The organism is Bradyrhizobium yuanmingense (assembly GCF_029167105.1).
GTDB classification, from domain to species: domain Bacteria; phylum Pseudomonadota; class Alphaproteobacteria; order Rhizobiales; family Xanthobacteraceae; genus Bradyrhizobium; species Bradyrhizobium yuanmingense_A.
Genome location: NZ_JARFML010000017.1, coordinates 121,152 through 141,855 on the forward strand (window position 1 = coordinate 121,152; position 20,704 = coordinate 141,855).

General features: G+C 66.3%; 22 protein-coding genes. 15 read left to right on the top strand and 7 right to left on the bottom strand.

The annotated features are described in order from the left end of the window. The first annotated feature begins 151 nt into the window (after window positions 1–151). Entirely contained in the window at window positions 152–1,039 is an 888-nt protein-coding gene (locus P0R31_RS22725; protein WP_275516399.1) for a LysR family transcriptional regulator, read from the top strand. Here P0R31_RS22725 and P0R31_RS22730 read toward each other — a convergent pair. Beyond that, complete coding sequence (locus P0R31_RS22730; protein ID WP_225152186.1) at window positions 1,036–1,689, bottom strand: DNA-3-methyladenine glycosylase family protein; 654 nt, start codon at window positions 1,687–1,689, stop codon at window positions 1,036–1,038. The two genes, P0R31_RS22725 and P0R31_RS22730, sit on opposite strands and share 4 nt — an antisense overlap. A 116-nt stretch (window positions 1,690–1,805) precedes the next feature. On the opposite strand from P0R31_RS22730, the gene gluQRS reads away from it, so the two are divergent. Both gluQRS and P0R31_RS22740 read left to right on the top strand, forming a co-directional pair. Further along, window positions 1,806–2,675 (top strand): tRNA glutamyl-Q(34) synthetase GluQRS, encoded by an 870-nt coding sequence (gene gluQRS / locus P0R31_RS22735; RefSeq protein ID WP_275516402.1) that lies wholly within the window; start codon window positions 1,806–1,808, stop codon window positions 2,673–2,675. A gap of 101 nt (window positions 2,676–2,776) precedes the next feature. Further along, window positions 2,777–4,030, top strand: coding sequence for an ATP-binding protein (locus P0R31_RS22740; RefSeq protein WP_275516403.1), 1,254 nt, complete (start codon window positions 2,777–2,779; stop codon window positions 4,028–4,030). Here P0R31_RS22740 and P0R31_RS22745 read toward each other — a convergent pair. Then, window positions 3,957–4,850, bottom strand: a complete 894-nt coding sequence (locus tag P0R31_RS22745) for a YihY/virulence factor BrkB family protein (protein ID WP_225152190.1) — start codon at window positions 4,848–4,850, stop codon at window positions 3,957–3,959. The genes P0R31_RS22740 and P0R31_RS22745 overlap by 74 nt on opposite strands. 251 nt (window positions 4,851–5,101) lie before the next feature. Here P0R31_RS22745 and P0R31_RS22750 point away from each other — a divergent pair, with 251 nt between their 5' ends. The 6 genes from P0R31_RS22750 (at window position 5,102) to P0R31_RS22775 (ending at window position 9,093) form a co-directional block, all read left to right on the top strand. After that, on the top strand, window positions 5,102–5,296 hold the full coding sequence (locus tag P0R31_RS22750) for a twin transmembrane helix small protein (protein WP_028178512.1): 195 nt from the start codon (window positions 5,102–5,104) through the stop codon (window positions 5,294–5,296). A 2-nt stretch (window positions 5,297–5,298) separates the two neighbouring features. Next, on the top strand, window positions 5,299–5,871 hold the full coding sequence (locus tag P0R31_RS22755; RefSeq protein ID WP_275516405.1) for a cob(I)yrinic acid a,c-diamide adenosyltransferase: 573 nt from the start codon (window positions 5,299–5,301) through the stop codon (window positions 5,869–5,871). Window positions 5,872–5,997: 126 nt separating this feature from the next. Then, complete coding sequence (locus tag P0R31_RS22760) at window positions 5,998–6,747, top strand: electron transfer flavoprotein subunit beta/FixA family protein (protein WP_275516406.1); 750 nt, start codon at window positions 5,998–6,000, stop codon at window positions 6,745–6,747. Beyond that, window positions 6,747–7,691: an electron transfer flavoprotein subunit alpha/FixB family protein gene (locus P0R31_RS22765; RefSeq protein ID WP_036020748.1), complete on the top strand. Its 945-nt coding sequence runs from the start codon at window positions 6,747–6,749 to the stop codon at window positions 7,689–7,691. Before P0R31_RS22760 ends, P0R31_RS22765 begins: the two co-directional genes overlap by 1 nt. A 195-nt stretch (window positions 7,692–7,886) precedes the next feature. Further along, window positions 7,887–8,768, top strand: a complete 882-nt coding sequence (locus P0R31_RS22770; protein ID WP_275516407.1) for a 3-hydroxybutyryl-CoA dehydrogenase — start codon at window positions 7,887–7,889, stop codon at window positions 8,766–8,768. A gap of 130 nt (window positions 8,769–8,898) precedes the next feature. Continuing rightward, the gene (locus tag P0R31_RS22775) at window positions 8,899–9,093 is read left to right on the top strand and encodes a hypothetical protein (protein ID WP_008543352.1); all 195 of its coding nucleotides are present in this window, start codon (window positions 8,899–8,901) and stop codon (window positions 9,091–9,093) included. Between the two features lie 3 nt (window positions 9,094–9,096). On the opposite strand, the gene tlpA is transcribed toward P0R31_RS22775, so the two are convergent. Then, window positions 9,097–9,759: a thiol:disulfide interchange protein TlpA gene (gene tlpA / locus P0R31_RS22780; RefSeq protein ID WP_275516409.1), complete on the bottom strand. Its 663-nt coding sequence runs from the start codon at window positions 9,757–9,759 to the stop codon at window positions 9,097–9,099. 102 nt (window positions 9,760–9,861) lie between these two features. Here tlpA and argH point away from each other — a divergent pair, with 102 nt between their 5' ends. From argH to lysA, 3 genes are all read left to right on the top strand, one after another. Beyond that, window positions 9,862–11,259, top strand: a complete 1,398-nt coding sequence (gene argH, locus P0R31_RS22785) for an argininosuccinate lyase (protein ID WP_275516411.1) — start codon at window positions 9,862–9,864, stop codon at window positions 11,257–11,259. Between the two features lie 93 nt (window positions 11,260–11,352). Next, the gene (gene lptM, locus P0R31_RS22790) at window positions 11,353–11,646 is read left to right on the top strand and encodes an LPS translocon maturation chaperone LptM (protein ID WP_035996882.1); all 294 of its coding nucleotides are present in this window, start codon (window positions 11,353–11,355) and stop codon (window positions 11,644–11,646) included. A gap of 23 nt (window positions 11,647–11,669) precedes the next feature. Beyond that, window positions 11,670–12,935 carry a diaminopimelate decarboxylase gene (lysA, locus tag P0R31_RS22795; RefSeq protein WP_275516413.1) on the top strand — a complete coding sequence of 422 codons (1,266 nt, stop codon included), beginning with the start codon at window positions 11,670–11,672 and terminating at the stop codon, window positions 12,933–12,935. Window positions 12,936–13,066: 131 nt separating this feature from the next. Here the strand turns inward: lysA and P0R31_RS22800 are convergent, their stop codons facing one another. Beyond that, window positions 13,067–13,957 carry an NAD(P)-dependent oxidoreductase gene (locus P0R31_RS22800; protein ID WP_275516415.1) on the bottom strand — a complete coding sequence of 297 codons (891 nt, stop codon included), beginning with the start codon at window positions 13,955–13,957 and terminating at the stop codon, window positions 13,067–13,069. A gap of 223 nt (window positions 13,958–14,180) precedes the next feature. After that, the gene (locus P0R31_RS22805; RefSeq protein ID WP_028178897.1) at window positions 14,181–14,564 is read right to left on the bottom strand and encodes a carboxymuconolactone decarboxylase family protein; all 384 of its coding nucleotides are present in this window, start codon (window positions 14,562–14,564) and stop codon (window positions 14,181–14,183) included. 169 nt (window positions 14,565–14,733) lie between these two features. On the opposite strand from P0R31_RS22805, the gene P0R31_RS22810 reads away from it, so the two are divergent. Beyond that, on the top strand, window positions 14,734–17,391 hold the full coding sequence (locus P0R31_RS22810) for a TIGR02302 family protein (RefSeq protein ID WP_275516419.1): 2,658 nt from the start codon (window positions 14,734–14,736) through the stop codon (window positions 17,389–17,391). Between the two features lie 139 nt (window positions 17,392–17,530). Here the strand turns inward: P0R31_RS22810 and P0R31_RS22815 are convergent, their stop codons facing one another. Together P0R31_RS22815 and P0R31_RS22820 are read right to left on the bottom strand one after the other, a co-directional pair. Then, a complete protein-coding gene (locus tag P0R31_RS22815) occupies window positions 17,531–17,905 on the bottom strand; it encodes a response regulator (protein ID WP_025033579.1) in 375 nt (124 codons plus the stop codon). A 37-nt stretch (window positions 17,906–17,942) separates the two neighbouring features. Further along, window positions 17,943–18,821 (bottom strand): MJ0042-type zinc finger domain-containing protein, encoded by an 879-nt coding sequence (locus tag P0R31_RS22820; protein ID WP_275516421.1) that lies wholly within the window; start codon window positions 18,819–18,821, stop codon window positions 17,943–17,945. Between the two features lie 204 nt (window positions 18,822–19,025). On the opposite strand from P0R31_RS22820, the gene ftsE reads away from it, so the two are divergent. Both ftsE and P0R31_RS22830 read left to right on the top strand, forming a co-directional pair. Then, entirely contained in the window at window positions 19,026–19,685 is a 660-nt protein-coding gene (gene ftsE / locus P0R31_RS22825) for a cell division ATP-binding protein FtsE (protein WP_057028593.1), read from the top strand. Continuing rightward, window positions 19,678–20,646: a cell division protein FtsX gene (locus P0R31_RS22830; RefSeq protein ID WP_036040380.1), complete on the top strand. Its 969-nt coding sequence runs from the start codon at window positions 19,678–19,680 to the stop codon at window positions 20,644–20,646. Before ftsE ends, P0R31_RS22830 begins: the two co-directional genes overlap by 8 nt. Window positions 20,647–20,704 lie beyond the last annotated feature (58 nt).

Sequence of the window (20,704 nt, forward strand, 5' to 3'; positions counted from 1 at the left end):
GCGGGCGGATGACGAGGCGTTTCCGTATTGATTGTCGCGCGGGCGGATGGGCCGCCCGGGCCGCGGATTTGATCCCATTATAAGGTTGGACGACGCGGCCCGGCCGTTCAATAATGAACGAACGATCATTCAGGTATGAACAGGGCTGCCGATGGATTGGGACCTTTGCAAGACCTTCGTCGCGGTCGCCGATACCGGCAGCTTCACCGCCGCCGCCCGCCGCCTGCACACCAGCCATCCCACCGTCAGCCGCAAGATCGCGGCGCTGGAAGCCCAGCTCGGCACAAGATTGGTGGCGCGGGCCGCCGATGGCCTGGCGCTGACCGCGGACGGACGGACCTTGCGCGAGCACGCCGAGGCCATGGCGGCCGCAGCGCTGCGGGCCGAGACCGCAGTGGCGGCGGGTGGACACAAGGCGCGCGGCATCGTCAAGCTGTCGATCGGCGCGACGCTGGCCTCGCACTGGCTGATGCCGCGCTTGCCAGCCTTCCTGCGCGCGCACGATCATATCCAGCTCGAGATCATCACCCATCCATTTCCGGCGAGCGTGCGCCGGCGTGAGGCGGACGTGGTGCTGCGGCCCTTCGATACCGGGGAGGAGAACCTGGTCGGCCGCAAGATCGGCCGTCTCGGCACCGGCTTCTATGCCTCGCGCGATTATGCCGCCGGGCGGTCCCTGCCGGAACGGCGCGGCGACTGGAAGGAGCACAGCGTCATCGGCTTCGCCGACCAGACGTCCAATGCGCAGCTTGCGCGCTGGAGCGATGTGGTCACGCGGCAGGCCAGGGTGGTGATGCGCTGCTCGTCCCAGGGCGACATGCTGGCGGCGGCCCGCGCCGGAATCGGAATCTCCGCGCTGTCGTGCTTCGTCGCCGAAACCTATTCCGATCTCGTGCGCGTCGCCCCGCAAAAGCTCGCCAGCGTCGCGGATCTCTGGCTGCTGGCCCATCCCGATCTCGTCGAGCTGCCGGCGGTGCGCGCCGTAATCGAATTCGTCGCCGAATGCGCCCGGGCCGACCGCGCGCGGCTGCGCGGTTAGCCCGATTCCGCGAGCACGCCCTCGCGCTTCTTCACCGCGCGGTAATAGCTCCACCACAGATGCGCAGCCGCACCGCGCAGCGGACGCCAGGGCTCGGCGATCGGCGCCATCTGTTTCTCCGTCGGCCGCGCCTTGAGGCCGAGGCCGATACGGATGCCTTCCTGCACGGCGAGGTCGCCGGCCGGCCAGGCATCGCCGTGGCCGAGGCAGAACAACAGGTAGACGTCGGCCGTCCAGGGGCCGATGCCCGGCAGCGCGATCAGGGTGTGATGCGCCGCGTCGGCATCCTCCTCCGCGAGCACGTCGAGGTTCAGCCGCTGCGCGGCGATCTCGCGGGCGAGATGCTTGAGCGTCTTGATCTTGGCGGCGGAGAGGCCGAGCCGCCCCAGCCGGTCGGCGCGGGCGCGGCGCACGGCGTCATGGTCGAGCGGATCGAATGCGGCCGACAGCCGCCCCCAGATCGCCGCGGCGCTCGCGGTGGAGAGCTGCTGCCCGCAGACGATGTGCGCGAGCCCCGTAAAACCCGGCTCGCGCCGCCGCAACGCCGGCATGCCCGCGATCTCGAGCACGGGCTTGAGCCGCGGATCGCGCTTGATCAGCGCGTGAACGGCCTCTTCGAGATCGGACTGGGTTTCGAGGTGGATGGTCATGAAGGCCCTGCTCGTCATGCGTGGGCTTGACCCGCGCATCCATCTCCTATCGTAACAGAGTCTTGGAAGATGGATGGCCGGGTCAAGCCCGGCCATGACAAGCCTCGTGAGAATCCATGCCACCCGTTTTCCGATTTGCCCCCAGCCCGAACGGCTTCCTGCATCTCGGCCACGCCTATTCCGCGCTGCTCAATTTTGATCGAGCGCGCGAGTCCGGCGGCCGATTGCTGCTACGGATCGAGGACATCGACGCGACGCGCTGCCGGCCGGATTATGAGGCGGCGATCTATGAGGACCTCGGCTGGCTCGGGATTGCCTGGGAGACGCCGGTGCGACGTCAATCCGAACATCTCGCCGATTATCGTGCTGCGCTGGAAAAGCTCTCTGGGCTCGGTCTCGTCTATCCCGCCTTCGAAAGCCGGGCCGAGATCGCAAGGCTGGTGGCGGCGCGCGAGGCCGGCGGGCCGTGGCCACGTGATCCCGACGGCGCGCCGCTTTATCCGGGCGAGGCCAGATCACTCTCGCCTGACGAGCGCGCGCAGCTGATCGCCTCGGGCGCGCCCTATGCGCTGCGGCTCGACATGGCGACCGCCTGCCGCCGCGTCGCCGGCCTGAGCTGGAACGAGCTCGGCGAGGGGCCGGATGGCGAGCGCGGCATCGTCCCGGCGCGGCCGGAGGCCTGGGGCGATATCATCCTGGCCCGCAAGGAGACGCCGACCAGCTACCATCTCTCGGTGGTCGTCGACGACGCGCTCCAGGGCGCCAGCGAGATCGTGCGGGGGCAGGACCTCTTTTACGCCACCGCGGTGCACCGCCTGCTCCAGGTCCTGCTCGGCCTGCCCGAGCCGGCCTATCGCCATCACCGGTTGATTCGCGATGAGGCGGGTCGGAAGCTGTCGAAATCGGGCCGCTCGACCGGTCTGCGCGAATTGCGCGCGGCCGGCCTCACGCCTGCCGCGATCTGCCGGCTGGTGGGATTAGGTTAAGTTTCTCTGGGGGTTAGCGAAACGTCGCCGTGACTCCGGGCGTTCCTCCGTGCCATGCTTGGCCAGCGCGGGGTTCGAAGAGGGTACTTCGAAGGGGATTCATGGCGGCGAAGACGCGTCCAGTGCGCACCACCCGGACGTCCAGGCGGCGGCCGCTTCGGAAGCGGCCCAGGGCGGCCGGCCAGCTGCGAAAGCGCAGCACCAAGGCGGTTGCGCCTGATGTCGTCCAGGCGGCGCTGGCCGCGTTTGCCCATGAGGTCCGCACCCCCCTGACCGGCATTCTCGCGATCAGCGACCTGCTCGCGACCTCCGATCTAGGCGAGCGGGAGCGGCGCTGGGCCGACACCATCAAGGCCGGCGCCGAGCATCTGGCGAGCCTCGCCACGCTGTTCGTGGATGCTGCCAGAACGGGGAAGGGCGGCAGCACGCCGCGCCAGGATCTGTTCGATCTCAAGGCGCTCGCCCGCACCGCCGGCGATTCCCTGGCCGGCCGCGCCGCGGCCAAAGGTCTCCAGGCCAAGGTCGAGATCGCCGACAAGATCCCAGGGCTCGTGGTCGGTGATTCCGTCCGCCTGCGCGCCGCGCTCGAGAACCTGATCGACAACGCCGTGAAATTCACCGACGAGGGCGGTGTGGCCCTCGCGGTCGAGCCCTGGCGTCCGGCCAAGGGCAAAGCAAAGGGCCGGGTCGGCGTCGCCTTCGCCGTGTCCGACAGCGGCATCGGCCTGACCATGGCCGAGATCAAGCGGCTATTCCGTCCGTTCACCCAGGCCAATGTCACCATTGCCGCACGCTTCGGCGGCGCCGGCTTGGGGCTCTCCTCGGTCAAGCAACTGGCGCGGGCGATGGGCGGCGACATCACCGTCGCTCCGCGCCGGGGTGGCGGCGCCACCTTCACATTGACGGTGTCGCTGGACTCGGCGGGACGGGGCAAGGCCCGCAAGGCAAAGGACGGCAGCGAGCCCGAGGCGGTGGCTGCGCTTCGCGTTCTCAGCGTCGAGGACAACCCGTTCGGCCGCGTCGTGCTCAACACCATCCTGACCGAGCTCGGCCATCATGCCGAGTTCATCGGGCGCGGCGAGGACGCCGTGAACCGGCTGGAGCATGGCGCGTTCGACGCGGTGCTGATGGACATGGTGCTGCCGGGCATCGACGGCATCGAGGCCATCAGGCGGATTCGCAGGCTGACGACGCCGCTGGCTCAGATCCCGATCATCGGCGTGTCCGGCCGCGGCGAGGACGAGGCCGCCGCGCGCCAAGCCGGGGCTGACGCCTTCCTGGTCAAGCCTGTGTCTCCGCGGGCTTTAGCGACTGCGCTGCTTGAAGCGACACGCCGTGAGGAAGCCGCGACTTGATGATCGCGGCGTTCAGCTCGCCGCCGTAAACGAAGATTGCGGCGATGAAGTACAGAAACACCAGCGCGATGATCACCGAAGCGAGGCCCGCATACATTGTCACGTAGTTGTTGGCAAAGCGGGCCAAGTATTGGCCGAACACGATGCTCGAGATCAGCGACGCCACGATGGTGAAGACGATGCCGGGCAATATCTGCAGGAAGCTGCGCCGTCCCGCCGGCAGCCAGGCATGCAGGATGATCAGCGCCACCACCAGCGCGCCGATGGAGATGCCATAGCGCACCCAGGTGAGGATGCTCTCGTTGGATTCGACGAACAGCGGAATGTGGCGCCGCGCCGCCTCGATAATGAGCGGACCGAGCACGATCAGGAAAGCCATGGCGAGCGCCGTGAAGGCGGCAATGATCGTATAGGCGATTGATTCCAGCCGGAGCCAGTACCAGCTTCGCATCTCCACCACCGCATAGGCGCGGTTGAGCGCGACTCGCAGCGCCTCGACGCCGTTCGAGGCGAAATAGACCGACAGCGCCGCGCCGATGGTCAAAAGGCCGGTCCGGGTGGTGGTCAGCACGTCATGCACCTCGCCCGAGATCGAATCGGCGACTTGCTTGGGCCAGACCTGGAGCATCAGGCTGGCGGCCTGGTCGGCGAGTTCCTTGGAGCCGAAGAAGCCGGCGAGCGCGGTCAGCACGATCAGGAATGGGAACAGCGCCATCAGCGTCGACAGCGCAATGTGGCTCGCGATCGCCCAGCCGTCATCGGCGAGGAACGTGTAGAACGCGTCCTCAACGACGCAGTAAATGTAGCGGATGGCTTTCACTTGGCACCTACACCGCTGCTCTCTCCCTCTGCACGTAGGGAGAGGCCAGGAGAACAAGCAATGGGCGCAAATCGAAAAATCATCGCGCTACCATCTGATATTCTTGGCCCAAAAGCCAGTTCGCGAAGCGCCCCCGCCGTCATTCCGGGCTCGATGCGCCGGGCCTCGCTGCGCTCGGTCCCGCCGCATCGCCCCGGAATGACGAGCTGGGGAGATGGCGAACCAGCACACACGGTGTTATCTACCCTCAAATGGCATCTCTCCTGAGTACTTTCATCCTGCCGGCCGCAGCCGGCGCCGTGGCGCTGGTGCTGCTGCTCGGGCTTATCAACATGATGCGCGGCGGCTCGCCCAACACCTCGCAGAAGCTGATGCGCTGGCGCGTGCTGCTTCAGTTCGTGGCGATCATCATCGCGATGCTCGCGGTCTGGGCGATGGGACGCTGATCATGGTCGTACTTAATCGCATCTACACGAAGACCGGTGACGACGGCACGACGGCGCTCGGAACCGGCGAGCGCCGGCCGAAATACGATCTGCGCATCGAGGCCTATGGCACGGTCGACGAGACCAATGCCGCGATCGGCGTGGTCAGGCTCCACACCGTGGAGATGTCCGAGCTCGATGCGATGCTTGGCCGCATCCAGAACGATCTGTTCGATCTTGGTGCCGATCTCGCCGTGCCGGAGCGGGAAGGCAAGGCCGAGCGGCTGCGGGTGGTGGCGAGCCAGGTCGAGCGGCTTGAGCGCGACATCGACATGCTCAACGACAAGCTCGCGCCGCTGACCTCCTTCGTGCTTCCCGGCGGCACGCCGGCTGGGGCCCACCTGCATGTGGCGCGCACGATATGCCGCAGGGCGGAACGGGTGATCGTGGAACTGGCGGCCCAGCCGGGCGAGCCGGTCAGCGCGGCTGGCATCCAATATATGAATCGTCTCTCCGACTTGCTGTTCGTGGCGAGCCGGGCCGCGAACGGCAACGGCGCGGGCGACGTGCTCTGGGTTCCCGGCCAGAATCGCTGACCCATCGGGCGCCCGCATTTCAGAAGGCCAAAATTAGACCCGTTCGCGCGTTGACCGGGGCAGATCAGGCCTTTAGGTTCCGCGCCAGTTGATAACCCCCCTCCCAAATTGAGTGAAAGAGGATCGATGAAGGTCTTAGTGCCGGTAAAGCGGGTGGTCGATTACAACGTCAAGGTCCGCGTCAAGAGCGATGGATCGGGCGTTGAACTCGCCAACGTCAAGATGTCCATGAACCCCTTCGACGAAATCGCTGTCGAGGAAGCGCTGCGCCTGAAGGAAGCCGGCAAGGCCACCGAGGTCGTGGTGGTCTCGATCGGACCGGCGCAGGCGTCCGAGACGATCCGCACCGGTCTTGCCATGGGCGCCGATCGCGGCATCCTGGTGAAGGCGGACGGCACCGTCGAGCCGCTCGCCGTCGCCAAGATCCTGAAGAAGGTTGCGGACGAAGAGCAGCCGGGCCTGATCATTCTCGGCAAGCAGGCGATCGACGACGACTCGAACCAGACCGGCCAGATGCTGGCCGCGCTGCTCGGCTGGTCGCAGGCGACCTTCGCCTCCAAGCTCGAGATCGAAGGCTCCGACTTCAAGGTGACGCGCGAAGTCGATGGCGGTCTCCAGACCGTGAAGCTGAAGGGGCCGGCGATCGTCACGACCGATCTTCGCCTCAACGAGCCGCGCTACGCCTCGCTGCCCAACATCATGAAGGCGAAGAAGAAGCCGATCGCGGAGAAGACCGTCGCCGATTACGGCGTGGACATCGCCGCGCGTCTCGAGGTTCTGAAGACGGCTGAGCCCGCGGGCCGCAAGGCCGGCGTCAAGGTCAAGGACGTCGCCGAGCTGGTGTCCAAACTCAAGAACGAAGCCGGGGTGCTCTGATGACGACGCTTCTGATTGCCGAACACGACAATGCCTCGCTCAAGGACGCCACCAACAAGGCCCTGACCGCAGCTGCCGCGCTCGGCGCGGATGTTGAGGTGCTGGTTGCCGGCCAGAACGCCAAGGCCGCGGCGGATGCCGCTGCCAAGCTCGCTGGCGTGAAGAAGGTGCTGCTCGCCGATGGCGACCTCTACGCGCACGATCTCGCCGAGCCGCTGGCTGCGCTGGTCGTGTCGCTGGCGTCCGGCTATGACGCGATCGTCGCGCCGGCGACCTCGCGCTTCAAGAACGTCATGCCCCGCATCGCCGCCCTGCTCGACGTCATGCAGGTCTCGGAGATCACCAAGGTGGTCGCGCCCGATACCTATGAGCGCCCGATCTATGCTGGCAACGCCATCCAGACGGTGAAGTCGAAGGACGCCAAGAAGGTCATCACGGTCCGCACCTCCACCTTCGCCGCAGCAGGCGAGGGCGGCAGCGCCCCGGTCGAGACCGTGGCGGCGGCGGCCGATCCGGGCCTGTCGACTTTCGTCGGTGAGGAAGTCGCCAAGAGCGATCGCCCCGAGCTGACCTCGGCGAAGATCATCGTCTCCGGTGGCCGCGCCATGCAGAGCCGCGAGAACTTCGCCAAGTACATCGAGCCGCTCGCGGACAAGCTTGGGGCCGGTGTCGGTGCCTCTCGCGCCGCGGTCGACGCAGGCTATGCGCCGAACGACTGGCAGGTCGGACAGACCGGCAAGGTCGTGGCTCCCGAGCTCTATGTTGCGGTGGGCATTTCCGGCGCGATCCAGCATCTGGCCGGCATGAAGGACTCCAAGGTGATCGTCGCGATCAACAAGGACGAGGACGCGCCGATCTTCCAGGTCGCCGATTACGGCCTGGTCGCCGATCTCTACCAGGCGGTTCCGGAGCTGACGGCCGAACTCGGCAAGCTCGGCAAGTAAAAGGCATCGAAAACACCGGCCGGAGGTATAAACTCCGGCCGGTGTTGCATTTCTGAGGCGTTTTCTTTGGCGTGGGGCGCGCCTTGGAGACGATCCAATCTAGGTTTCGAGCCAAGGTTCTGATTAAATCGGACCTCCCGGCTCGAGGGGAAAGGCAGGGCGCGCCCCCCGCGCGCCGTTCCGGTGGATGACAATATGGCGGCAGTGATCAAGAAGGTCGGCGTGATCGGCGCGGGTCAGATGGGCAATGGCATCGCGCATGTCGCGGCGCTCGCTGGCTTCGACGTGGTGCTCAACGACGTTTCGGCCGACCGCCTCAAGTCGGGCATGGCCACCATCAACGGCAATCTGGCGCGTCAGGTCTCCAAGAAGGCCGTCACCGAGGACGACAGGGCCAAGGCGATTGCGCGCATCAAGCTAGCCGAGAAGCTGGACGATCTCGCCGATTGCGACCTCGTCATCGAGACCGCGGTCGAGAAGGAAGAGGTCAAGCGCAAGATCTTCCACGAGCTCTGCGCAATATTGAAGCCGGAGGCGATCGTCGCCTCCGATACGTCCTCGATCTCGATCACGCGCCTCGCCGCCGCCACCGACCGCCCAGAACGCTTCATCGGCATTCACTTCATGAATCCGGTGCCGTTGATGGAACTGGTCGAACTGATCCGCGGCATCGCCACCGACGACGCCACCTTCGAGACCGCCAAGGAATTCGTCGGCAAGCTCGGCAAGCAGGTCGCGGTCTCCGAGGATTTCCCTGCCTTCATCGTCAACCGCATCCTGCTGCCGATGATCAACGAGGCGATCTACACGCTGTATGAAGGCGTCGGCAACGTCGAGGCGATCGACGCGGCGATGAAGCTCGGCGCCCACCATCCCATGGGTCCGCTCGAGCTTGCCGATTTCATCGGCCTCGACACCTGCCTCTCCATCATGCAGGTGCTGCACGAGGGCTTGGCCGACTCCAAGTACCGCCCGTGCCCACTGCTGGTGAAATACGTCGAGGCCGGCTGGCTCGGCCGCAAGACCCAGCGCGGCTTCTACGATTACCGCGGCGCCAAGCCGGTGCCGACGCGTTAAGGTGGGTGATCTCCTGCCCCGGACGCTGCGTAGCGCGTCACTTCGTGCCGCGCCTTGTCCGGGACACCTCTCCGCTCATCTGTCGTTAACCTCTCGCGCCTAGGTTACGGCCGGTACGAGGGTTCGCGTAATGGACATGATGGCAATGGTCAGCACCATGCTGGCCGCACAGCAAGGCGCGCTGCAGTCGAATATTGCGGCGACGCTGACCAAGCAGAACGCGGATATGGAGAAATCCACCGTCCTGACGCTGCTCGGCGCCGGCCAGCCCTCGCTCGCCAATGTCGGCCCTGGCGTCGGCGGCAATCTCAACGTCACCGCCTGAGCTTCAAAGCGACGCGACGGCCTTCCCTGTTGCCGCCCGGATCAGCTTGAGTGCGTCCTCGCTCGCCCATTCCGCCGGCCCGGCGATTGTCGCGATCTCGCAGCCCTGCGGGTCCACAAGCACCGAGGTGGGCATTCCCAGCGCCCGTCCGACAGCTTTAAGATCCTGAAAAACCTTGGCTTTGTGGTCGCTGAAATAGCCGAGCCTGACAAGATTGGCGTCTTTCAGGAAGGTTTTCGGCTTCTCCAGGTCACGGGTGTCGATGTTGATCGCCACCACCTCGAAATTCGGGCCCGACAGCTTGCCCTGGAGCTCGTCCAGCGCCGGCATCTCCTTTCGACAGGGCACGCACCAGGTCGCCCAGAGGTTCACCAGCAGGGTCTTGCCGCGGAAGTCGGACAGCTTCTTCGGCTTGCCCTCGGAATCCTCGAAGGCGAGGTCGGGCAATCTCAAGGGGGCGCTCGCCATGGTCAGCGCCGCCACCTCGCCATGGGCGAGCGGGGCGATTTTCTGCGCCGTCGCGACCGCCGCCTTGCAGGTCGGATCGCCTGATGGCGCCCGGCTCAGGCCCAGCCCGTACAGCGCGGCGAAGCCGGCCAGCCCGCCAATCGCCACGGTGGCGATGACGAGGGGGATGCGGCGCGTGGAGGGCTTCGGTTCGAGCATATCGTTTGTCATCCGGTCGCAGATATGGCTATCAGGGGCCTCTTAATACGGCTGGCCACGGCCAGCAAACGTTCGGCAAATCAGGCGTGAGCACAGGGGATCATGAGCAACAAGATGTGGGGCGGCCGGTTCTCGGAACGCCCCGACGAGATCATGGAAGAGATCAACGTCTCCATCGACGTCGATCGTCACCTCTTCGCCCAGGACATTGCCGCGTCCAAGGCCCACGCCGCGATGTTGGCCAATCAGGGCATCATCACGGCTTCTGATGCGAAAAATATCGGCAAGGGTCTAGACACAATCCTGTCAGAGATCGGCAGGGGCGGCTTCGAATTCAAGCGCGCGCTCGAGGACATCCATATGAATGTCGAGAGCCGCCTCTCGGACCTGATCGGCCCGGCCGCCGGAAGGCTGCACACCGCACGCTCGCGCAACGACCAGGTCGCTACCGACTTCCGTCTGTTCGTTCGCGACGTCATCGATGAGACCGATGCCGCGCTCGCCGCGTTCCAGCAGGCCCTGGTGGACCGCGCGCTGGAGCACGCCGCAACCGTGATGCCCGGCTTCACGCATCTGCAAACGGCGCAGCCCGTCACGTTCGGCCATCACCTGCTGGCCTATGTCGAGATGGCGGCGCGCGACCGCGGCCGCTTCCAGGACGCCCGCAAGCGGCTGAACGAATCGCCGCTCGGCGCGGCTGCGCTCGCCGGCACCTCGTTCCCGATCGACCGCCACGCCACCGCGAAGGCGCTCGGCTTCGACCGCCCGATGGCGAACTCGCTCGATGCCGTCTCCGACCGCGACTTCGTGCTGGAGACGCTGTCGGCCGCCGCGATCTGCGCCGTGCACATGTCGCGCTTTGCCGAGGAGATCGTGATCTGGACCTCTCCGCTGGTCGGCATGATCCGACTCAGCGACAAGTTCACCACGGGATCCTCGATCATGCCGCAGAAGCGCAACCCGGATGCCGCCGAGCTCGTGCGCGCCAAGACCGGCCGCGTCATCGGCGCGCTCAACGGCCTCCTAATCGTCATGAAGGGCCTGCCGCTCGCCTATCAAAAGGACATGCAGGAGGACAAGCAAGGCGCCATGGAGGGTTTTGCCGCGCTGTCGCTGGCAATCCGCGCCATGACCGGCATGGTCCGTGATCTCGTTCCGGACGAAGCCAAGATGAAGGCGGCCGCGGGCGAGGGTTACGCCACGGCGACCGACCTCGCCGACTGGCTGGTGCGGACGCTGAAGATGCCGTTCCGCGAGGCGCACCACGTCACGGGTCGCATCGTCGCCAAGGCCGCCGAGGGGAGCGTCGCGTTGCACGAGCTGCCGCTGAAGGAGATGCAGGCGATCGAGCCCAAGATCACCAAGGACGTGCTCGGCGTGCTCTCGGTCGAATCGTCGGTGAAGAGCCGCACCAGCTTTGGCGGCACCGCGCCGAAGAATGTGACGTCCCAGGCCAAGGCCTGGGCGAAGCGGCTGGAAAAAGAGCGAAAATTGGGCTGAGGGCAAAATTTCGCTTATGTTTCATGGTCATCCGGCTCTCGCCAGAACGCGCCAATCTCTGTATGGTGCGCCGCGCGTAGTGGGGATTTCGTCGTGACGTCAAAGTTTCGCCCGGCCGGCTCGGGGTGGGCCATCATTGTCTTGAGCCTGACGGCGCTCGCGCTTGCAGGTTGCGGCCGCAAGGGCCCGCTGGATCTGCCGCCGACCGCCTCCAACGCGCCCGCAGCCACCGGCGCCGCACCCGTCGAGCCCGAGACCGCGGCCCAGAAGGCGCCGAGCCTGTTCGAGCCCACCGCCAGCGCGGATGCCGCGCCCGCGGCGGCCAAGGGCCGGAAGAAATCGTTTATTCTCGACCCGCTCCTGGACGAACCTCCCGGCAAGAAATAAGCCGGGACAACCGAGCCTGCGCCATGAACCATTTCGACTATCGCAACGGCGTGCTGCACGCCGAGGCGGTGAACCTGTCCGAGCTGGCTGCCAACGTCGGCACGCCGTTCTACTGCTATTCGACCGCAACGCTGGAGCGGCACTACCGCGTCTTCACCGAGGCCTTTGCCGGCGAGAAGGTGCTGGTCTGCTACGCCATGAAGGCGAACTCCAACCAGTCGGTGCTGCGGACGCTGGCCAAGCTCGGCGCCGGCGCCGACGTGGTTTCGGGCGGCGAGCTGAAGCGCGCTTTGGCCGCCGGCATTCCCGCCAGCAAGATCGTCTTCTCCGGCGTCGGCAAGACCGAGGCAGAGCTGCGCGCGGCGCTCGCCGCCGACATCCTCTGCCTCAACGTCGAATCCGAGCCGGAGCTCGAGCTGCTGTCGCGACTCGCGACCGAGATGGGCAAGACCGCGCGCATCTCGCTCCGCGTCAATCCCGACGTCGATGCCGGCACGCACGCAAAGATCTCCACCGGCAAGTCCGAGAACAAGTTCGGCATCCCGATCGTGCATGCCCGCGAGGTCTATGCGCGCGCGGCGAAGCTGCCCGGAATCAAGGTGACCGGCACCGACGTGCATATCGGCAGCCAGATCACCGACCTGTCCGGCATGGAGACCGCGTTCCGCATCCTCTCCGAATTCGTGCAGACGCTTCGGGCGGACGGCCACGACATCAGCCACGTCGATTTCGGCGGCGGTCTCGGCATTCCCTATTACATGGACCGCGAGGCACCGCCGGCGCCCGCCGCCTATGCTGCCATGGTCAAGCGCGTCAGCCACAATCTCGGCTGCACGCTGATGTTCGAGCCGGGCCGCATGATCGTCGGCAATGCCGGCATTCTGGTCGCCAAGGTGATCTATGTGAAGCACGGCGACGGCAAGAATTTCGTCATCATCGATGCCGCCATGAACGACCTGATCCGCCCGACGCTGTACGAGGCGCATCACGACATCCTGGCGGTGAAGCAGCCGGCCAAGGGCGCCGCCACCATCAAGGCCGATGTCGTCGGCCCGGTCTGCGAGACCGGCGATTATCTCGCCCTCGACCGCACGCTGCCGACGCCCGCGCCCGGCGATCTCCTCGCCATCATGACCGCCGGTGCGTATGGCGCCGTGCAGGCCGGCACCTACAACACCCGGCCGCTGGTGCCCGAGGTGCTGGTGAAGGGTGACCAATACGCCGTGGTGCGCCCGCGCATCGAGGTCGAGCAGCTCATTGCAATGGACACGCCGGCGCCGTGGCTGTGAGGCCGCTACCAAAACCTGCAAAACAACCCCATGCACAGTAGACCGGGGCTTTCGCGATGATGCGCGGTCGTCGGGCAAAGTCGCTTGAACTGTCAGGCAAATTCAGCACGACCGCGCTATTTCGCTGAACGTCAGTTTTTCCCGCCTACGATCACACCCGCCTTCTTCTCGATCGGCTTGATCGCCGCAGTGAAATCGGACTCGGCGCCTTCAGCGCTGATCACCGTTTCCCACAGCCGCGCGACCGCGTCGGCGACCTCCATCGACAGGCCGAGCTGCTTCATCTCCTCCAGCGCCAGCCGCACGTCCTTCACCATCAATCCGGTGGCGAAGCCGAAGTCGAAGGTGCGCGGCAGCACCGCGCGCGGAAACTTGTCGCGGCTCGCCGTGTTCATGCCGGAGCCGGCATTGATGACGTCGATCATCACAGCGGGATCGAGCCCGGCCTTGACGCCCATCACCACGGCTTCCGACGTCGCCACGATCGCGGTGGCCGACAGGAAATTGTTGGCGAGCTTCATGGTCTGCGCCGCGCCGGGCTTCTCGCCGATGAAGAACACCTTTCCGATCACCTCGAGCGCAGGCTTGAGCTGCTCGAAATCGGCTTTCGGGCCCGACACCATCACCGCAAGCGTGCCCTTCTCGGCGCCGCCGACGCCGCCGGAGACGGGACAGTCGATCTGAACGATGTCGCGCTTTTTGAGCAGGCCGTGAATCTTCGCGGCCATCGCCGAGCCGACGGTTGAGAGATCGACGAAACGCTTGGCACGCGTGCCCTCGATCACGCCGCCAGCGCCGGTGGCAACGTCCAGGGAAGCCTGCAGCGACGGCAGGCTCGCCATCACGGTCTCGACCTGGTCAGCGACGTCCTTCGGCGATGACGCGGCAATGGCGCCGCGCGCGACCAGCTTGCCCGTAACCTCCTTGCGTGTGTCGAATACGACGAGCCTGTGCCCCGCCTCGATCAGCCGCCGCGCCATCGGGAAACCCATGTTTCCGAGCCCGATGAATCCGATGTCCATGGTGTTTCCTTGTGTTGTTGTTCGTTGTTGGTTGAACGTGAAGCGGCGATCATTCTCCACGCGTCATCCCGGGGCATCGCGAAGCGATGAGCCCGGAATCCATAACCCCGGAAGGAGGTCGTGGCGCGAAAGCGATCACTCCGAGTTTCCGTAACCACATCCTCCTGTGGTTAGGGATCCCGGGCTCGCGCTTTGCGCGCCCCGGGATGACCTCCGACAGGTCTCACGCCTTCCCGTCGATCTCCGCGAACACCTCGCGCGCGATCCGGAAGCTGTCGACCGCGGCGGGCATGCCGCCATAGATCGCGACCTGCATCAGGATCTCGCGGATCTCCTCGCGGGTGACGCCATTGGTCAGCGCGCCCTTCAGATGCGCGCGAAACTCGTGCTGACGGTTGAGGATCGCGATCATGGCGATGTTCAGCATGCTGCGGGTCTTGCGCGGCAGCTCGTCGCGGCCCCACACCGTGCCCCAGCAATATTCGTTGAGCATCTCCTGGAACGGGCGGTTGAAATCGTCGACGTTCTTCAGGGCGTTGTTGACATAGGCCTCGCCCAGCACCGCTTTGCGGACTTCCAGGCCCTTGTCGTGCATCTTCTTGTCCATGGCGTTTCCTTCGTTTCCCTCGAGATTGGCGCGCGGAAATTACGGGGTTGCACCCGGCCAGTCACGTCCTCGTGTTATGCGGGAAAAGGAGGCGCTCCCGTACGGGAACGGATGCCTCAGTGCTGCCGTTGTGATAGGCTCTGCTCTACCGGGCAACCTGGAGAGTTGATTGAACGGCGTCACCCCCGAGCCGTCAGACCCGATCCGCAACGGCGATGCGCTGTCGCGGCTGAAGCTGGCGCAGGCCCTTGATCGGGCGACTTATGCCATCGCGTGGGAGCGTGCCTGGCCCAATGGGGCGCGCCTTCTGACCGTCGTCGGCCTGTTCCTGGTGGTGTCCTGGGCCGGCCTTTGGCTGGCGCTGCCGTTCACGGCCAGGGCCGTCGGCCTCGCCCTCTTCGCCGTGATCGCGGCGGCCGCCCTGTTCCCGCTGATTCGCTTCCGCTGGCCGAGCCGCGAGGAAGCGCTCGCCCGGCTCGATCGTGGCTCTGGCATCCGGCACCGCCCGGCCACCACGCTCACGGACACGCTGACCTCGCAGGACCCGGTCGCGCAGGCGCTGTGGCAGGCGCAGCGCGAGCGGACGCTCGCCTCCATCAAGCGCATCCGCGCCGGTGTGCCGCAGCCCCGACTCGCGCTTCACGACCCCTGGGCGCTGCGTGCCCTCGTGATGGTGATGCTGGTCGCGACCTTCTTTGCCGCGGGTGACGAGCGTGCGATGCGCCTTGGCGCCGCCTTCAACTGGAACGGGGTGCTGGCGCCGGCCAATGTTCGCGTCGATGCCTGGGTCACGCCGCCGCTCTACACCGGCAGGCCGCCGGTCATCCTGTCGGCCGCCAACAAGGAAGCCGCGGCGCTGCCCGCCGGAGGCCCGCTCGCCGTTCCCGCCGGCTCGACCCTGATCGTGCGCTCCTCCGGCGGCAACCTGGATGTCGCCGTCTCGGGCGGCCTCAAGGAGGTCGCCCCGGCCGAAGCCAGCCCCAAGGGGACCAACGAAAAGCATTTCGCGATTTCCAGCGACGGAACCGCGCATGTCCGGGCACCCTCCGGCCAGCCGCAATGGGCCTTTGCGGCCACGCCGGATCGTCCGCCGACGATCGCGCTCGCCAAGGATCCGGAGCGGCAGGCGCGCGGCGCGCTCCAGCTCTCCTACAAGATCGAGGACGATTACGGCGTCACCGGCGCCGAGGCGAAATTCGCCCCGCGGCCGACCGACGCCAAAGATAGTGCCAAGGATGGTCCGAAGGCCGCCGCCGGCGATGGCGACAGCAGGACGCCGCCGCGGCCGCTGTTCCAGCCGCCGAAATTCCCGCTCGCGCTGCCGAATGCGCGCACCCGCAATGGCGTCGGGCAATCCGTGAAGGATCTCAGCGAGGATCCCTATGCCGGCGCCGAGGTCACGCTGACGCTCACGGCCAAGGACGAGGCCGGCAACGAGGCCGCAAGTGAGCCGTTCAACATGCGCCTGCCCGAGCGGCTCTTCACCAAGCCGCTGGCCCGTGCATTGATCGAGCAGCGCCGCATCCTCGCGCTCGACGCCAACAAGAATTCGGACGTCTATGCCGCGCTCGACGGGCTGATGATCGCGCCCGAGATGTTCACGCCGGAGCCGGGACAATATCTCGGCCTCCACAGCGTGGCCCGGCAGCTCGAGGCCGCGCGCACCGATGAAGCCCTGCGCGAGGTCGTGGCGAGCCTGTGGGCGCTTGCGGTGACGATCGAGGACGGCAAGATCTCCGACGTCGAGAAGGCGTTGCGCGCGGCCCAGGAGGCGCTGAAGCAGGCGCTGGAGCGCGGTGCAAGCGACGAAGAGATCAAGAAGCTCACGCAGGATCTGCGTCAGGCGCTGAACGATTTCATGCGCCAGCTCGCCGAGCAGTTCCGCAACAACAATGACCCGCAGCAGTTGGCGCGGCCGCTCGATCCGAACACCAAGGTCCTGCGTCAGCAGGATCTGCAGAACATGATCGACCGGATGGAGCGCCTGTCGCGCTCCGGCGACAAGGATGCGGCCAAGCAGTTGCTCGACCAGCTCCAGCAGATGCTGGAAGGCCTGCAGATGGCGCAGCCCGGGCAGTCCGGCGAGAGCGACATGGAGCAGGCGCTCAATGAACTCGGCGACATGATCCGCAAGCAGCAGCAATTGCGCGACAAGACGTTCAAGCAGGGCCAGGATTCCCGGCGCGACCGCTCGCGCGGCAAGCAGCAGCAGGGCGATCAGTCCATGTCGGAGCTGCAGCAGGACCAGCAGGGACTACGCGACCGCCTGAAGAAGCTGCAGGACGAGCTTGCCAAGCGCGGCCTCACCCAGAAGGGGCAGAAGGGTCAGCAGGGCCAGCAGGCACAGAAGGGCCAGAAGGGTCAGCAAGGCGAGCAGGGCCAGCCCGGCCAGAACGGCGATCAGGACGGCGACCAGGGCGATGACGGCAGCCTGGACGCAGCCGACGGTGCCATGGGCGATGCCGGATCAAAGCTCGGCGAGGGCAATGCCGACGGCGCCGTGGACTCGCAGGGCAAGGCACTCGACGCCATGCGCAAGGGTGCGCAGAAGATGGCCGAGGCGATGCAGCAGGGCGACGGCGACGGCCAGGGCGACGGCCCCGGGCAGCGTGCCGGCCGGCAGCAGAGCGGCGGCAACCAGACCGATCCGCTCGGCCGTCCGCTTCACGGGCGCGAATATGGCGACGATTACACGGTCAAGATCCCCGGCGAGATCGACACGCAGCGTGTCCGCCGCATTCTCGAAGAGCTCCGCCGCCGTCTCGGCGATCCTTCGCGGCCGCAGATCGAGCTCGATTATCTCGAGCGGCTGCTGAAGGGGTTTTGAGCGGCACTCTCAGTGTCATCGCCCGGCTTGACCGGGCGATCCAGTATTCCGAGACTGTTATGATTCAATCGAGAAGCCGCGGCGTACGGGATGCCCCGGTCAAGCCGGGGCATGACAGGGGAATGTGTAGCCGCCGACGCTAGCCCTTCTTCGCCGCCAGCGCATCGGCGACCGCCGTGCGGATATCCGCGACCGAGAACGGCTTGGTCACGACGTCATGCACCAGCGCGTTCAGGTTCGAGGCGCGCTCGCGCTGGTCGGCAAAGCCGGTCATCAGCAGGATAGTCAGGTCGGGGAAATCGCGTGCGGCGGAGAGCGCCAGCGCGATGCCGTCCATCACCGGCATCTGGATATCGGTGAGCAACAGGTCGAAGGCGCCATCCTCGCGGGTCAGGATCTCCAGCGCCTCGGCGCCGTCCTGGGCGGTGACGGTCTCGTGGCCGTCCATGGCGATGGCACGCGCCACCAGCGTGCGCATCGAATCCTCGTCGTCGGCGATCAAGATCTTCGGCATGAGACGAACCTTGGTATCAACCACCCCTGCGGGGCGATTATACGCTGCCGCCGGCAATGTCGCGCCGGTTGAAGAAACGAACGTCGATGTTGCGGCCCTCCGGCGGCGGTGAGGCCAGGCGCGACCGGAAGAAGGCGCGCTCACCGGGCCGCAGCACGGTCTGCTCAAGTACCGCATTCCAGGCATAGATCTCCGCGCCCTGGGCGTCGCGCACGGCAAAGCGCAAGCGCGGGATGTCGAGCGGCTTCTTGCCCTCGCCGACGATCATGCCCTCGATCACCAACACCTGCTTACCGTCCACGGTCTCGCTGGAGAGCTTGACGTCCTTGAAGGCGAGACCCCGCAAGTTCACCTCGAGCCCGACCATCTGGTAGAACGCAGCCGTCTGGGGCAGCAGCCGCACCACGTCGCCACGCCAGAGCACCAGTGCCAGCACCAGCGCGCCCATCGCGGCGCAGGCGCTCGGCAGGCCAAGATAGGATTTGCGCGGAGCCGTGGTGGCAACCGGGCGGCTCACCCGCGCGCCGCGGCGAGGGAACAGGCTGCGGAACCAGGACTGGTGCTGGGCGCCGACGGCCTCCTCTTCGGCCTGCCGGGCCGCCGCCGACCATTCGTCCTCGGTTTCACGGGCCTGCTCGTCCGGCCAGTCGCTGGCGATCGATGGGCTATCGACGACGGGCGCATCAGCGGCGCCGTCGTCCTTGGCATAGGAGTTCCATTGTTCGGCGAGGTCGGACTGGTCGTCGGCTCGGCCGGCCGCGGCCATGGCCGGAACGGACGCCTCCTCGATGGCATCCTCGGCGTGGGCGATCCAGGTCTCCTTGCAGCGGGAGCAGCGGACCGCCCGCCCGTTCGCCCCAAGGCTCGCGAGCTTGATGGCGTAGGATGTCATACAATGGGGGCAGACGATATGCATGGACGAGCCTTGATGCATGAACGAAGGTCTTGAACGGAGGTCTTGTACGGGTCTTGACGATGCCACGGTCGCGGAGACCGGGCGCCCCTTATGCTACTGGGCGACCGTTAACGAACCGGAAACCATAACGGCGGCAAAACCCGTTGATCGCGTATGGCGGAGCGCCGCAATGCGGCCCGCGCCCCCTCTCGAACGGAGCTGAGCTTGGTTCGGTTCGAAAATGTCGGATTGCGTTACGGTCTGGGGCCGGAGATTTTGCGCGACCTCACCTTCCAGATTCCCGCGCATTCCTTCCAGTTTCTCACCGGACCGTCAGGTGCCGGCAAGACGTCCCTGCTGCGCCTGTTGTTCCTGTCGCATCGACCGACGCGGGGCCTCGTCAACCTGTTCGGCCACGACATCTCGCAGCTCGGCAAGGACGAGATCGCAGACCTGCGCAAGCGCATCGGCATCGTGCTCCAGGATTTCCGCCTGCTCGATCACATGACGACCTATGAGAACGTCGCGCTGCCGTTCCGCGTCATGGGCCGCAGCGAGTCGAGCTACCGCAAGGAGGTGATCGATCTGTTGCGCTGGGTCGGCCTCGGCGACCGCATGGACGCGCTGCCACCGATCCTGTCGGGCGGCGAGAAGCAGCGCGCCGCGATCGCGCGCGCCGTGATCTCGCGGCCGCAGCTGCTGCTCGCGGACGAGCCGACCGGCAGCGTCGATCCGACGCTCGGCCGCCGCCTGCTGCGACTCTTCATCGAGCTCAACAAATCAGGCACCGCCGTCATCATCGCCACCCACGACATCGGGCTGATGGACCAGTACGAAGCACGGCGGCTGGTGCTGCACCAGGGACGGCTGCACGTCTATGAGTAGGCTCGACGAGCGCGGCGTGCTGGTCGATCTCGGACAGGAGCGTCCGCAGCTTCCGGCCAAGGCACGCAACATGTCGCCGATCGTCCCGCGCGCCTCGATCCACGGCAGGGCGCTGCTTGCGGTGGTCGCCATCATGACCTTCCTCGCCTCGATGGCCACGGGCACGGTGCTGCTGGTGAGTGCCTCCGCGGCCGAATGGCAGTCGGACGTCGCGAGCGAAATCACCATCCAGGTTCGCCCGCAGGCCGGCCGCGATCTCGAGCGCGACACCGCAGCCGTGGCGGAAGCGATGCGCACGCAAGCCGGCATCGTCGAGGTCAAGCCGTTCACCAGGGACGAGAGCGGCAAGCTGCTCGAGCCCTGGCTCGGCACCGGCCTGTCGATGGACGATCTGCCGGTGCCGCGCATGATCATCGCGCGCGTGCAGCCGGGCACGCCGCTCGATCTCGGCGCCTTGCGCGCGCGCGTGGCGCAGGTCGCGCCGGGCGCCAGCGTCGACGATCACCGCGCCTGGATCGAGCGCATGCGCCTGATGACGAACGCCACCGTGCTGGCCGGCCTCGGCATCCTCGCGCTCGTCATCGTCGCAACCATCATCTCGGTGTCGTTCGCGACGCGCGGCGCAATGGCGGCGAACCGTCCGATCGTCGAGGTCCTGCATTTCGTCGGCGCCGGCGACCGCTACATCGCCAACCACTTCCTGCGTCATTTCCTCAGGCTGGGCCTGGAGGGCGGCGTGATCGGCGGCGGTGCCGCCATGCTGATGTTCGGCTTCTCCGAGTCCATCGCAGGCTGGTTTTCCGGGACTCCCGTCGGCGACCAGTTCGCCGCGCTGCTCGGCACCTTCTCGCTGCGCCCCTCCGGCTACATCGTGCTCGCGGTTCAGGCCGTCCTGATCGGCGCCATTACCGCAGTCGCCTCGCGCCAAACGCTGTTCGCGACATTGAATGATGTCGACTAGGCTTGCTAAACCGGACTCCACTTCGCCTCAAAACGTCATAAAATCAGATCGGGAAGGG

Coding starts and splice junctions, on each gene's coding strand:
- P0R31_RS22800 (WP_275516415.1), bottom strand. CDS start 13,957: ATGGACATCGGATTCATCGGGCTCGGAAACATGGGTTTCCCGATGGCG.
- P0R31_RS22740 (WP_275516403.1), top strand. CDS start 2,777: ATGGCGGCGAAGACGCGTCCAGTGCGCACCACCCGGACGTCCAGGCGG.
- gluQRS (WP_275516402.1), top strand. CDS start 1,806: ATGCCACCCGTTTTCCGATTTGCCCCCAGCCCGAACGGCTTCCTGCAT.
- P0R31_RS22775 (WP_008543352.1), top strand. CDS start 8,899: ATGGACATGATGGCAATGGTCAGCACCATGCTGGCCGCACAGCAAGGC.
- P0R31_RS22815 (WP_025033579.1), bottom strand. CDS start 17,905: ATGCCGAAGATCTTGATCGCCGACGACGAGGATTCGATGCGCACGCTG.
- P0R31_RS22830 (WP_036040380.1), top strand. CDS start 19,678: ATGAGTAGGCTCGACGAGCGCGGCGTGCTGGTCGATCTCGGACAGGAG.
- P0R31_RS22805 (WP_028178897.1), bottom strand. CDS start 14,564: ATGGACAAGAAGATGCACGACAAGGGCCTGGAAGTCCGCAAAGCGGTG.
- P0R31_RS22725 (WP_275516399.1), top strand. CDS start 152: ATGGATTGGGACCTTTGCAAGACCTTCGTCGCGGTCGCCGATACCGGC.
- tlpA (WP_275516409.1), bottom strand. CDS start 9,759: ATGCTCGAACCGAAGCCCTCCACGCGCCGCATCCCCCTCGTCATCGCC.
- argH (WP_275516411.1), top strand. CDS start 9,862: ATGAGCAACAAGATGTGGGGCGGCCGGTTCTCGGAACGCCCCGACGAG.
- P0R31_RS22765 (WP_036020748.1), top strand. CDS start 6,747: ATGACGACGCTTCTGATTGCCGAACACGACAATGCCTCGCTCAAGGAC.
- P0R31_RS22750 (WP_028178512.1), top strand. CDS start 5,102: ATGGCATCTCTCCTGAGTACTTTCATCCTGCCGGCCGCAGCCGGCGCC.
- P0R31_RS22770 (WP_275516407.1), top strand. CDS start 7,887: ATGGCGGCAGTGATCAAGAAGGTCGGCGTGATCGGCGCGGGTCAGATG.
- P0R31_RS22755 (WP_275516405.1), top strand. CDS start 5,299: ATGGTCGTACTTAATCGCATCTACACGAAGACCGGTGACGACGGCACG.
- lysA (WP_275516413.1), top strand. CDS start 11,670: ATGAACCATTTCGACTATCGCAACGGCGTGCTGCACGCCGAGGCGGTG.
- P0R31_RS22730 (WP_225152186.1), bottom strand. CDS start 1,689: ATGACCATCCACCTCGAAACCCAGTCCGATCTCGAAGAGGCCGTTCAC.
- P0R31_RS22760 (WP_275516406.1), top strand. CDS start 5,998: ATGAAGGTCTTAGTGCCGGTAAAGCGGGTGGTCGATTACAACGTCAAG.
- P0R31_RS22820 (WP_275516421.1), bottom strand. CDS start 18,821: ATGCATATCGTCTGCCCCCATTGTATGACATCCTACGCCATCAAGCTC.